At 40.6% G+C, this 12,575-nt stretch carries 15 protein-coding genes; 13 read left to right on the top strand and 2 right to left on the bottom strand.

Going from position 1 to position 12,575, the window contains the following annotated elements; all coding sequences use genetic code 11:
- Positions 1 to 556: 556 nt before the first annotated feature.
- The 13 genes from EHR06_RS10965 (at position 557) to EHR06_RS10905 (ending at position 10,153) form a co-directional block, all read left to right on the top strand.
- Entirely contained in the window at positions 557 to 1,084 is a 528-nt protein-coding gene (locus EHR06_RS10965; RefSeq protein ID WP_135757028.1) for an acyl-CoA thioesterase, read from the top strand.
- A 79-nt stretch (positions 1,085 to 1,163) separates the two neighbouring features.
- Positions 1,164 to 1,613 carry a MarR family winged helix-turn-helix transcriptional regulator gene (locus EHR06_RS10960; RefSeq protein WP_244288573.1) on the top strand — a complete coding sequence of 150 codons (450 nt, stop codon included), beginning with the start codon at positions 1,164 to 1,166 and terminating at the stop codon, positions 1,611 to 1,613.
- Positions 1,614 to 1,682: 69 nt separating this feature from the next.
- Positions 1,683 to 2,081: an MORN repeat-containing protein gene (locus EHR06_RS10955; protein WP_135757026.1), complete on the top strand. Its 399-nt coding sequence runs from the start codon at positions 1,683 to 1,685 to the stop codon at positions 2,079 to 2,081.
- A complete protein-coding gene (gene bla / locus EHR06_RS10950) occupies positions 2,078 to 2,788 on the top strand; it encodes a subclass B1 metallo-beta-lactamase (protein WP_135757025.1) in 711 nt (236 codons plus the stop codon). Before EHR06_RS10955 ends, bla begins: the two co-directional genes overlap by 4 nt.
- Before the next feature lie 162 nt (positions 2,789 to 2,950).
- A complete protein-coding gene (locus EHR06_RS10945) occupies positions 2,951 to 3,478 on the top strand; it encodes a hypothetical protein (RefSeq protein WP_135757024.1) in 528 nt (175 codons plus the stop codon).
- 10 nt (positions 3,479 to 3,488) lie between these two features.
- On the top strand, positions 3,489 to 4,091 hold the full coding sequence (locus tag EHR06_RS10940; RefSeq protein ID WP_135757023.1) for an RDD family protein: 603 nt from the start codon (positions 3,489 to 3,491) through the stop codon (positions 4,089 to 4,091).
- Between the two features lie 69 nt (positions 4,092 to 4,160).
- On the top strand, positions 4,161 to 4,919 hold the full coding sequence (locus tag EHR06_RS10935; protein ID WP_135757022.1) for an amidohydrolase family protein: 759 nt from the start codon (positions 4,161 to 4,163) through the stop codon (positions 4,917 to 4,919).
- Between the two features lie 169 nt (positions 4,920 to 5,088).
- Positions 5,089 to 5,721, top strand: coding sequence for a low molecular weight phosphatase family protein (locus tag EHR06_RS10930; RefSeq protein ID WP_135757021.1), 633 nt, complete (start codon positions 5,089 to 5,091; stop codon positions 5,719 to 5,721).
- A gap of 74 nt (positions 5,722 to 5,795) precedes the next feature.
- Positions 5,796 to 6,542, top strand: coding sequence for a type I methionyl aminopeptidase (gene map / locus EHR06_RS10925; RefSeq protein ID WP_135757020.1), 747 nt, complete (start codon positions 5,796 to 5,798; stop codon positions 6,540 to 6,542).
- An 8-nt stretch (positions 6,543 to 6,550) separates the two neighbouring features.
- Complete coding sequence (locus EHR06_RS10920; RefSeq protein ID WP_135757019.1) at positions 6,551 to 7,081, top strand: hypothetical protein; 531 nt, start codon at positions 6,551 to 6,553, stop codon at positions 7,079 to 7,081.
- 3 nt (positions 7,082 to 7,084) lie between these two features.
- Positions 7,085 to 7,921: a bile acid:sodium symporter gene (locus tag EHR06_RS10915; protein ID WP_135757018.1), complete on the top strand. Its 837-nt coding sequence runs from the start codon at positions 7,085 to 7,087 to the stop codon at positions 7,919 to 7,921.
- The gene (locus EHR06_RS10910; protein ID WP_244288572.1) at positions 7,891 to 9,048 is read left to right on the top strand and encodes a metallophosphoesterase; all 1,158 of its coding nucleotides are present in this window, start codon (positions 7,891 to 7,893) and stop codon (positions 9,046 to 9,048) included. Before EHR06_RS10915 ends, EHR06_RS10910 begins: the two co-directional genes overlap by 31 nt.
- A 28-nt stretch (positions 9,049 to 9,076) precedes the next feature.
- Entirely contained in the window at positions 9,077 to 10,153 is a 1,077-nt protein-coding gene (locus tag EHR06_RS10905) for a lipoprotein LipL41 (protein ID WP_135757016.1), read from the top strand.
- On the opposite strand, the gene ftsZ is transcribed toward EHR06_RS10905, so the two are convergent.
- Both ftsZ and ftsA read right to left on the bottom strand, forming a co-directional pair.
- Positions 10,150 to 11,337 carry a cell division protein FtsZ gene (gene ftsZ, locus EHR06_RS10900; RefSeq protein WP_135757015.1) on the bottom strand — a complete coding sequence of 396 codons (1,188 nt, stop codon included), beginning with the start codon at positions 11,335 to 11,337 and terminating at the stop codon, positions 10,150 to 10,152. The two genes, EHR06_RS10905 and ftsZ, sit on opposite strands and share 4 nt — an antisense overlap.
- Before the next feature lie 10 nt (positions 11,338 to 11,347).
- Positions 11,348 to 12,574: a cell division protein FtsA gene (ftsA, locus tag EHR06_RS10895; protein ID WP_100711214.1), complete on the bottom strand. Its 1,227-nt coding sequence runs from the start codon at positions 12,572 to 12,574 to the stop codon at positions 11,348 to 11,350.
- Between the last annotated feature and the right edge of the window lies 1 nt (position 12,575).

Genomic DNA, 12,575 nt, shown 5'->3' with positions numbered 1-12,575 from the left:
TAGCTTCGTTAAAATAGGAATATTCAATGAACGTAAGAAAAAGGTATCTAGGATATTAAAAGTGTAACCCATGTCTCTGGTTTAAACTGTTACCTATGTCCCAGGTTTTTCACTGCGTTGGGATTGGGGGGAGAGGCTCGTGGGAGAGCTCGCATTCCCATATCACAGAATTCCATTTTCGACGAACAATTTTTCTGCGCTGATTGTAGGAGTTCCTACAACGAGATTCCTATTTACAACCCGCGAGGGATCGAGCCGGGGTCATAAAAATCGCGGATGCGATTTTTATGACCGGAGGTGAGAGCCCGGTCCGAGCCTTGCTGATAAATTTGTACGTCCTAAATGATCCTTCGCCTATCTCCGGCTCATTCATTCCCTACGGATTTTTCGCGAGGACGCGGCCAACCTTAAAAAATATAAATTCTTGTTGGAATTCCAACATAAGGAGGGAGGGATTTTTTGCCTTGACCTGGATTTGGAGATGTCTAATTCCTGTAATTACACATGTGTATTTACATATATGTAAATACACATTATTTCTCTTGGGAGATTCTGTATGGAATTGACGATTGATAAACCGGTGCTTTCCCCCTATAGTTTTGCTAGGATCCGTTTTCAGGATTGTGATCCTTTCGGTCATTTGAATAACGCAAGGTATATGGATTACTTTTTGGAGGCTCGCTCCGAACAGCTAAGGGAAACTGCCAATTTCGATTTTTATGATTATGGTTCTAGTTCAGGTAAGTCATGGGTGGTGAGTAAGGTGGAGACTCAATACTTGGAACCGGTCAAGCAGAATGATGTGGTGAAAATTGTAACTCGTTTGATCAAGCTGACTCCGGCGACTATCCATAACGAATACTTACTTTTGGATAAGGATGGTAATCGTTTGAAGGCCGTTTTGAGGGCTCAGTTTTCTTTTATTGATCTTCAAAAGGGACGTCCCGTTCGCCATGACCAAGAGATGATGTCTTTTTTGGGAAGTTTCATATTCGATGAGCCTGGTTTGGAAGAAGGTTCTTTCGAAGACAGGGTAAAACAGTTGCGAAAACAAGTATCGGAGGGAAAATATTCCCAAGACTGATAGTCTTTTTGATCCTATGTCCAAGAAGTCTCTAAACACCACGGCTCGGAAGTCTGAAAAATTTCCGAGCAAAGCGGATATGCTTAGCGCAGGTTTAAGTTGTGTGAACTTTAATCTGCGCAGGGCTTCTAGAGCGGTCACTCAATTTTATGATAGAGAATTGGAGAAGGCCGGTCTTACTTCTCAAAGATTCAGTTTATTGCATACTCTTGGTGCCACGGACGGCCTTGGTCTTGCCGAGTTAGCGGACCTTCTCGTTTTAGATAGAACTACTTTGATCCGTAACTTGAATCCTTTGGAAGAGTTAGGCTATGTTGCGGATGTTCCTTCCGAAAATAAAAGAGCTAGAAAAGTGATCTTAACCCAAAAAGGTTTGGAAGCTTTAAGGATCGCTTATCCGATCTGGGAAGAGGCCCAAGCTGCAGTTACGGAGGCGATGGGAGAAGACGATCTGAAAAGATTGTTGAAAAGACTGAACTCTATCGTTCGTAAAAGAAATTTTAAAGAATTTTCCAGATCGGAAGATTAAACCCTGAAATTTATTAGTTTATTTTTCCATAATATGGAATTTTAGGGTTCGTATCGGTTTCTGAGAGCCATGAATAAAAACTTTTATCCCATCCTTTTGATCCCGATTGTTCTTTTTTTTGCGTATTACTTTTTCTCTCCAAGTTGTGTTTCAGGTGATTGTAAGAACGGTGTCGGGACTAAGGTTCTATCCGGATCTTATCGTTATGACGGCAGTTTCCAAAACGGTTTAGCTCATGGGAAAGGTAAACTTGTGCTTGCCGGCGTGGAATCTTATGATGGGGATTGGAACCGAGGCAATAAAGAAGGCATCGGGATCTATAAATACGCTGACGGCACTGTTTATGAAGGTGAATGGAAATTGAATAAAAGAAACGGTTTAGGCAAGTTGACTGATTCGGAAGGGAACTTGATTTTCGAAGGCGAATGGAAGGACGATGCCCAAATTTCGGTTAAAAATTTAAAATGAAATATATTATATTTTTATTAATTGTTTTTTCGGCTTCTGTTTATGCGGAAGAACATGGCCTTCAAGTCTCCAAGATCGGAACAAATGTCTATGTTCATACTTCTTATAAACTTTTAAAAGACGGTTATTTTCCTTCTAACGGTCTTGTGATCGGAACGGAAGAAGGTGTAGTTCTTGTTGATACTGCTTGGGGAGAGGAGCAAACTTCTCAACTTTTGGGCTGGGTTTCTAAAAATCTGAAAAAGCCGGTAATTGCCGTTATTATCACTCATTTTCACGAAGATAGAGCGGGCGGGATAGAAATATTAAAAAAATTAAATATTCCTTCTTATGCAGGCAAAAGAACTATTTCCTTTTTAAAAGAAGAAGGTAAGTCTCTTCCTGAAAAGTCCCTAAAAGATAACGATAATTTGGTTTTTGGCAAAACTAAGATGGAGATCCTTTTTCCCGGTCCGGGCCATTCCAAAGATAATCTGGTTGTTTGGCTTCCTAAATCCAAAATTTTATTCGGCGGCTGTTTAGTGAAAAGTGCAGAGGCAAACGAGATCGGTAATACCAAAGACGCTGATCTAAAAGAATGGCCTAAAACAATTCGTAAATTAGAAAAGTCGTTTTCAAAAATTTCAATCTTAGTTCCGGGACATCAGTCTTGGGGAGGAAGAGAAGGTTTAAAACGGACCTTAGAGCTATTAGAAGTTTCCAAATAGTTTTTTTATTGCGAATCTTCGCATATACACATGTGGCGGAAGAGGGTCATTTCCGGATTGGGAGAAATGTGTAAGTGTGCTTTTCTAAATTCTCCTTGATTCCTTACTTTTGGTTTCCATATTCTACAGTTAAGATCCGGCCGATCCGATCCCGGCGAAAAAATGGCGAAATATTTCCCTTCCAAGATCTTACTAACGTGCAGCATCACAGTTACTCTTATAGTTTTGGGGACTTCTTTATATTTTTTCTTTCGGAATAGCTCCGGTGATCCGGTCTTTACGGATCGTTTTGAATTCAAGGGCCTAACAAGGGCAGAGGCGGAAAAATTCGGTATCCTCGGAATTCCGAATGGTGTATCCGATTACTTTATCAAACGCTGTGGATTCAGAAAATCTTGGGTAGTTTTTTCAAAATATAAGGTAGAAGTCCCTGAGTTTAGGAAGTCAATTCTGGAAGGATTCAAAAACCATCCCGGTTTGGATCTCAGATTCGATTCTTATCCGAGCGATTGGCCTGAAAATTTCGATCAGGGGAATTGTAAGCCGGATTGGTGGGAGCCTTGTCCTAAAGGTTTTTGGGCGGAAATTTCCAAGAGCCCCGATATTATAGCTTATAAAGACGGGTTCTATCTCTGCGAGAGCGGTAAAGAGCTGAGATGGTTCGTTTTTCATTTTAGAAATATCTTATAATTGTTTATTAATGAAAAATATATTCGAAAAAATTAATACTACGGAAAAACATTTGGCATACGCGAGTTTAAGCAGGAGAGTTTATGCTCAGTTCTTGGATTTTTTGATCCTATGCCCTGTTTTGATCCCTCAAATTATGGTTTTTTATTATCATAATAAGACGGTATATGAGCTGTTTCCCTTCTATACCGCCTTACATTCTTTACTTTATATCGGGTATAGATTCGTAATGCATGCGTTATATGGTAGAACATTCGGTAAGGCATTTGCTGGGATAATTGTTACCGATTCTTGTAAAGGGCGCTTAGGATGGATTAGATCTTTTATCAGGTCCTTACCTGAACTCGCTTTGTCATCGGTAACTATCATGAGTGCGGTATATGATTCCAGGATATTTATGGAACATCAAGCCGAGATGGAAGGATTACCCTTGGCCGGTGTTCATAGGATCTTAAATAAATGGAATCCTTTGGATAATTTTACTTTTTGGGATTCGATTGTATATTACGGGATTTCAGTGCTTTATATCCTTTTTTCTCACAAAAGGACGGCAATACACGATCTTTTTGCGGGAACTAGAGTGCTTCGTTATAAAGGAGAAAAGCCTTTTTAAGCTTTTACGGAAATAAATTTCCTATCCACAATCTCTTGACTCATATTCCGTAAATGTTATACTACGAAGATGCGGATCTTCGATTCTCATTTCCATATCATAGATCCAAGATATCCTTTGGTGCCCAATCACGGCTTCTTACCGGAGCCCTTTACGGTCTCGGACTATAATAAGCAGGCGGATTGGCTTAGGATCAAAGGGGGCGCGGTTGTTTCCGGTTCTTTCCAAGCCTTCGATCAGACTTATTTACTGGATACACTCTCCGTATTAGGAAAAAATTATGTAGGTGTGACACAACTTCCTGCAAACACTAAGGATCCCGAAATTTTATCCCTTCATAAGGCGGGAGTGAGAGCTGTTCGATTTAATGTAAGAAGAGGAGGCTCCGAGGAAATTTCTAAGATCAAAGAGATGGGAGCCAGAGTTTACGATCTTGCAGGCTGGCATGTGGAATTATATATAGATGCCAAAGAGATAGACGAGTTTTTAGAAGAAGTTTTGTTGTCCTTGCCTAAAGTTTCCATCGATCATTTAGGATTATCTAAAGAAGGATTTTCCACCATTCTGAGATTGGTAGAAAAAGGAGTAAGAGTCAAAGCAACCGGATTCGGCAGGACCAATATGGATATACGATCCGCTTTGGTGGATGTTGCGGAAATTAATCCGGATGCTTTGATGTTCGGGACGGATCTTCCCTCCACCCGTTCTCCTGCTCCTTTCACTGAAGAAGATCTACATCTGGTTACAGACACATTCGAAGGTGAGTTATTACAAAAAGTATTATATTCGAACGCTCTAGAATTTTACGGTGTAAACGTAAATGTATAACTCTTCTTTGGAAACGCTGACTACTGCCGTTTTTGTAGTGTTATTCGTTTTCATTTAGCTTCCTTTTCGATTTTGCAATAGATCCCTGATGATTTGAAATCTGTCAAAGCCTTTCAAAATCTGAAAAATCTAGCTTGCTCCTTTCAAAAAGGAACTTAATATTCCCGTAATGTCTCCTTTATTCCAACCTTTAAAAACATATTTGGATACTAAACTTTCTTTGATCGATAAGATCTCTAAGGAAAGAAAGATCGTACTTTCTTCTTTTGCGGATTTTATTCTGCAATCTTTTGAGACCAAACAAAAAGCGAATTTAGTTTTTATATGTACTCATAATTCGAGAAGGAGCCAGATCGCTCAGGCATTCGCGGCATGTATTCCTCATTATTTTGATTTTCCCGGAATTAAATCTTTTTCAGGAGGAACAAGTGTCACTGAGTTTCATCCAAACTCGGTGAATGCTTTGGAGAATTGCGGATTTCGTTTGGAAAACCAAGGCCCTCCTCGCAATCCTAAATATTCCATATGGTGGGCGGATGGAACTCCTCCCTTGATCGCTTATTCTAAAAAATTCCAAGACGCTCCTAATCCCGCCTCTGAGTTTATCGCTGTTTTGGTTTGTTCCCAAGCGGATGAATCCTGTCCTTATGTTCCAGGAGCGGAAGCGAGGATCTCTCTTCCTTTCGAAGATCCTAAATCTGCGGACGATTCCGAAAATCCTTTAGCACGATATTTGCAAACTTGCGATCAGATTTCCTCTGAACTTCTTTATACATTTAGGGAAGTGAAACAGAAACTTTGAGATTCTTTCTATTCTTGTTGGAATTCCCACATTTATCGTTTGCCATCTAATTTCTTTCTGTAGAACTAATATTTATGACGGTTCGTAATAAAGAAGATCTGGAAGCATTACAAAGGATCGGCAAGATCACCGCAGAGACCTTGGTCAAGATGAGAGAGGCCGCTAAACCGGGGATCAGCACCAAAGAACTGGATCGTATTGCATATTCTTATTTTTCTAAATTTGGAGCAAGAAGCGCTCCTCAACTTATGTATAAATTTCCGGGTTACACTTGTATTAGTTTGAATACCGAGATCGCTCATGGAATTCCAAACGATCGTATCCTAAAAGAAGGGGATCTTCTGAATCTGGATGTCTCTTTAGAGTTAAACGGATATTTTGCAGATACCGGTTTTACTCTCATCGTCGGAAAGGATGAAAAAGGTTTAAGTAAACTTTTAGATGTTTCTTCTGAAGCGTTAAAACTTGCTCTTTCAGGCGTAAAGACCGGAGAAAAACTGAATTCAATCGGAAGAACGATCGAGAATACGGCTAAGAAGAACGGATATAAAGTAATTCGCACATTATGCGGGCATGGTGTCGGGAAATCTCTCCATGAAGAACCATTCGATATTTGTAATTATTATGAACCAAGAGATAAGCGGATACTAAAATCGGGACAGGTAATCGCGGTAGAAACTTTTGTTTCGACCGGGGCGGAAGACTTTGTAGAACAATCTGACGGATGGACTTTAAAAACTCCTGACGGTTCTTATACCGCTCAGTTCGAACATTCAGTGATTGTTACCGAGAATGGACCGATTATTCTAACAGCGGCATAAAAATAAAGATGATCACTATAATTTTAAACGTACTTCCAATCCTAATTTTCATTCTGGTATTTATTGTTTCTCTTTGGGATAGAAAACAAAAGGAAACTTTTACCCAAAAATATTTCGGCTCCTTCTTCCCTGCTATTTTATCCGGAGAATTAAAAACGGATCTAAACTCTGCTTCCACTCAATTTGAAAAAGCGGGATATATTGTTCAAAAGGAAGGGGAAAAACTTCTTTTTCAAAACGCTTCTCAATTGGCGAAACATAGAAACTGGTTATGGTCTTTCGGTCATGCGAAGAAGACGGAGAATGGATCTATCCGATATAAATTATTCATCAATCTGGGTTCAGTGATCACTGTTCCTGCGGCCTTATTTGTGGTAGCGTTCTATGGAATGTTGGTGCAGAATAATATTCCGAAAGAACAAGTCTCTATAGCGCCTTATTTTTTCCTTGGATTCGCATTTTTCTTTGCGATCGCTAGTTTTATTTCTCAAACGATCAAAGAGAGAAGTTTCCTTAAAAAAAGTCTTTCTCAAAATTAGAAAATGTTAATACGGATCGTGCTCATCCTTCTTTCCCTTTCCTCCATGTACGGTTTGGGGTTGCGGATAGAAAAAAAAGAATTGGGCTCTTGGTCTAAATTTGTTCCGATCCTAATATTCGCATTCTTTTGGAATTTTGGGATACTTCCTGTTTCGGTATTTTTTTCGGGAAAACTTTTAGGAGTATCCGAGTTTGTATTCGCGGCAATTTTTCTTTGTGCCGCTTCTCCCGGAGGAGCGTCCGGGGGATTATTCGTTTTAAGGGCAAAAGGGAACCCCGCGTTGGGCGGAATGTTAATCGCGCTATTGAACGGTGCGAATACCATTCTCACTCCTTTGATCTTCTCCATCTACCAAGGTGGTTCCGGATTCGATTTCGATCTTTTCCTGAAACTTTTTTTGATCGGGACCTTTTTGCAGGGTCTGCCGTTACTTCTAGGACTCTTAAGCAAATATTTTTTTCCTAAATTTTCCGATCCGATCGCTCCTTGGGTGGAAAGGTTCAGCAGTTTCTGTTTAGTATTATCAATTTTACTTTTGATCTTTCAATACGGAGAATATGCACTGAGTCTAGGCTGGATTGCTTGGATCGGTGCCGCTGTTGCGGTAGGGCTTTCTCTTCTTCCCGGGATCTTTTTGTTCAATTCTACTCAAGAAGTAAGAGCTTCCTTGTCGATGGTTTCCGGGATCAGAAGTCTATCCTTGGCTTTACTTCTCGCAGAACTTCATATCAAACAAAGTGAAACATTACTTACTGTTCTTATGTATGGGACCGTAATGTATTTATTAAGCGCAATTGTCGCGGAATTTTGGAACGGAAAGAAGAAGATCCAAATATGAATTTTTATCTGAATGCGTATTCAAAATCCAATTTTATAATAGATGTTTTAGTAATTATCACATTTACATTGTTCCTGTTTCTGTTTTTGGGGAATAAGAGAAAGTTTGTCTTTTCAAAAGAATGGGATCTTTCCTTTTTTAAAAAATTTTTAATTCTTACATTCATCTATCTGATTCTTGCGTTTACGGTTCCGTTCTTTTTGGATGTAAGCTCTTTTATTCGAGTTAGAATTGCTTGGACCGTTCTTACGATCGCTCTGCCTCTGTTTGGTTTAGTTCATTTCGTATTTTCTAAGAGAATTGTTTTCTTATTCGTTTCTATCTTTTTGGTTGGTATTAAATTTTACTCCGAAGTTTGGGAACCGAATCATCTGGATGTGGAACGTATCCTGATCCGATCGGATAAGATAATTTCTCCCATCAAAATTGTACATATTTCGGATCTGCAAACGGATGATATTAGAGACCTGCACTTAAAAGTTAGAGAAGAGGCGAATCGTTTCCAACCGGATCTGATATTGTTCACAGGCGATGTGATGAATCATGTCTCCTTGTATCCGATCGTCACTTCTTATCTGAAAGAATTCAAATATAATAATGGATTCTTTTTTGTTACAGGCGATGTGGATCATATATTGCGTTATACTGATTTTTCTTCTAAGAGCGGATCTGTTCTCTGGGACCGAAAATCTAAGGTTCTTCAAGTCGGGAAAAATAAGATCGGTTTGATCGGACTCGGTTTGCCTGATTATAGGAATAAAACTTTGATCTGGAGTTTGAAAAGAGAGATCCCAGAAGACATATATTCCATCCTGATCAGTCATTATCCGGATTCGGTTCTTCATCAACCGAATGAAAAAGTGGATCTGGTCCTGGCCGGACATACTCACGGTGGACAGGTTCAGGTTCCGTTTTTCGGTCCAATCTTAACTCTTTCCAGGGTTCCTCGACATATTGCTGCCGGGGGATTGAACGCTTATGAAAATACTGATATTATTGTCAGTAGAGGTTTAGGAGCAGAAGGTCATGTGGCGCCAAGAATCCGCTTCGGCGCGAGGCCTCATCTGATTTTGTTGGAACTCTTACCGGCGAATTCCAGGAAAGAAACCGTGAAAAACGGGATCTAAAATTTACTAAAAAAGGGTCCGATCCGATATGCGGCTCACTTCAGTCTTTCTATTCTGTTTGTTCGCGGTTTTTATAACCTGCCAATCCGTAACCGTAGAATATCCAAAGTATCCTGCTACAAAAGAAGGAAGGGACTTGAAACATTTCTTAAATGGAGTGAAGACAGTCGCGTTTGCTTTGGAGCCGATGGGCTCGGAAATATGGGCCCATGAAAGTAATCGTTCTTTCGTGTTAATGGTCCCTGCAAAAATTTATGAGAGTTTTTCAGAAGATTCTTATTTTAAAATTTTGGATCTGAAAGATAGGTCGGATGTTCTGGATGTGAAAGATATTTCCTTAGAAGGAATACAAAAGAATAGAAAAAAGATCGGTGAAATATTGAGTGCGGATGCAGTCCTATATGTTTCCGTCAAACAGCCTGAATCCCAATGTTATGTAGAAGCTAAAATGGACTATCTCGCTCTTGGATTGGCGGTTTTGAAAGTAGCTACTGCAGGAAAGGATAGAAATCGACAGTATAGCAGAGCCGCTTCTTCTCTTGTAAATGATCCGATTGTAAAGCCTACTGGTGTCCGAAAAGTTTATATTCCTATCGAAGCGAATTTGATCCGGATAGATTCCGGAGAAACGATGAAGACTATCCTCAGTAAACCTTCTATCATTTATAATGGAGTAGGGGACGTTAGTTGTCCTAGTATGCTTCCTTCTCTTTCCACTGCGTTAGATGAGTCCATCTCCGAAATACAAAGAAGGCTTTCTCCTAAAGTTGAATCTGAAGATATTTCTATTTTTACGGAAGATGAAAATCCCGAAGTAGAAGCTCTTCTTTTAGAAGGATACGAAGAGATTACAGGAGAAAATCCGAATTTCCATAGAGCAAAAATTTCTTGGGAGAAAGCGGATCTAAAAGCAAAGGGAAAGTCCTGGGCGGCCAAAGCAAATTTAGCTACTTATTATTTTTCGGAAGGGGATTACCAAAAGGCGATCCAGTTTTATGATGAAGCGATCCGTTTAGGCGGCCCGGAAGATGATTATCTAAAGGAGCTGAAAGAATTGATGGCGCCTCCTCCGATAAAAGAAGAGGCAACCGAAGAGAAAAATTAATTTCTCCCTTTTTCTCCTCTTCTCAAAAAAGCAGGAATATCATAATCTTCTTTCATGTTTCCGGAAGGGCTTTTGGATTTAAGCGCCCTGTATGCTTCCGGGTCATTGCTGATCCTTTCCGGTTCCGTTTTGAAAGTCTGGAGGGGTTCTTCCATTTCAGGAAGTCCTACCACTTTCCTTTGAGGTTGGGATTGTAATTTAGGAACAGATCCGATGCCTGCAGCTCTTTTATTAAAGCCGGTTGCGATCACTGTGATACGAATTCTTTTTTCCAGCTCAGAGTCTTCAGTTAAACCGATGATGATGTTCGCGTTAGGATCCACTTGAGACGTGATGATCTGAGATACTTCATTCCAATCGGAAATAGTTAGATCAGTTCCACCTGTAACATTGATCAAAAGAGAAGTTGCACCTGCGATGGAGCGGGAATCTAATAGAGCGTTATCGATCGCAAAGTTCACGGCTTCGGAGACTTTATTTTCTCCGTAACCTTCTCCCACTCCCATGACTGCGTCACCTGTATCTCTCATGATCGCTTTTACATCCGCGAAATCCACGTTGATGATACCTGGATTGTTTACGATATCACTGATCCCTCTTACTGCGTTCAAAAGAATATCATCTATCACTCTGAATGCTTGGTCGATAGGAGTATCTCTTTCTACAACTTGAAAGATGGATTCATTATTCACTAAAATTAATGTATCTACATAAGAACGAAGTTGTTCTATACCTCTTTTGGCGAGTTCCATCCTTCTTTTTCCCTCGAAAGAAAAAGGAATAGTGACCACACCGACTACTAGGCATTTCTGCTCTTTTGCGATCTTTGCAACGATAGGTGCGGCGCCAGTTCCGGTTCCGCCTCCCATTCCTGCAGTTACAAAAACCATGTCTGCGCCTTGGATCACGGATGCGATTTTTTCTCTGTCTTCTTCCGCTGCTCTTGCGCCTAGTTCAGGATCTCCCCCTGCACCCATTCCTCTAGTAGTTTTGGAACCTAATGCGATTTTACTTTCTATCTCGGAACGTTTTAATACCTGTTCGTCGGTATTCATAATAACGTATTCCACACCTCTTAGGCTGGAATTCGCCATTCTTGCGACTGCGTTCATTCCGCCGCCGCCGATCCCTAAAACTTTAATAATAGCAGGGTTTGATTTTTCTTCTTCTTCGAAACGTAACATGATCGCTCCCTTAGAGGTTTTCCTCTATCCATCTCCGAATTTTTTTGCTCCAGGTTTCGCTTCTGTCCTGGGATTTTCTTTCCATATCCCCTAATCTGGAGGCGTATTTGATAAGTCCGACTGCGGTAGCAAATTCAGGAGAAGATACTCTATCCGAAAGTCCGGAGAGCCCCGCGGGTCTTGCGCGAGTTACCGTTAGACGAAATACATCTTCCGCCAGACTTTCTATTCCTTCTAAAAGGCTTCCTCCGCCAGTGAGGATGACTCCCCCAGCGAGAAATGATTTTTTTCCGGACTTGATGAGTTCCGCATCCACCATTTCGAAAATTTCCCTCATACGAGGTTCGATTACATGGACTAATTCTTCTCTAAGAACAGCTCTGGCAGGTCTTCCGCTGATTGGTGGTATCTCTACTGTTTCGGTCGGATCTATTTCTTCTAAGGAACAATGACCGAATCTTTTTTTAACCAGCTCTGCGGTCTCGATCGTAGTCTTTAAACCGATGGAAAGATCGGAAGTAACATTATATCCACCGAATGGAATTACGGAAGAATAAGCGATCCCCCCATCCACATAAACGATCAGATCACAGATCCCTGCGCCGATGTCTAATACTGCAGTTCCCAGATCTTTTTCGCCGGAAGTTAAAACTGCATCTGAAGAAGCTAAACTTGAAAGAACTCTTGTCTCTTCCGCCAAGCCGGCTGCTTCAATACATTTTTCTAAATTATGAAGTGCTGTTAGACCTGCTGTGACTATATGAACTTCCGCTTCTAAACGAACTCCTGTCATTCCGATCGGATCTTTGATGGAAGTTTGATCGTCTACGGAAAATTCTTTGGAAAGAACATGTAAAATTTCTTGGTCGGCAGGAACTCGAACTGCCTGTGCGGCTTCTATCACTCTAACTATATCGGGCTCGGTTACGACTCTATCTCTGTTGGTGATCGCAACGACTCCTTTGGAATTGTCTGCACGAACGGATTTGCCAGTGACGTTTACAACTACATAACCTATCTCTTGTCCGCACATAAGTTCCGCTTCGCTCACTGCTTCTATGATGGAACGAGTGGTTGCTTCTATATTGATAATGGATCCGTTTTTGATCCCGGAAGAAGGGAACATTCCTGTTCCGATAATTTCAGTTTCGTATTCGGAGATAGGACGTCCTACCACCACTTTTGTAAGTGCCGATCCCAGATCCAGAGAGACTATGATTCTTTCAGAAGATTCCATA

The organism is Leptospira dzoumogneensis (assembly GCF_004770895.1).
GTDB classification, from domain to species: domain Bacteria; phylum Spirochaetota; class Leptospiria; order Leptospirales; family Leptospiraceae; genus Leptospira_B; species Leptospira_B dzoumogneensis.
This window is presented reverse-complemented; position numbering and strand designations above follow the sequence as displayed.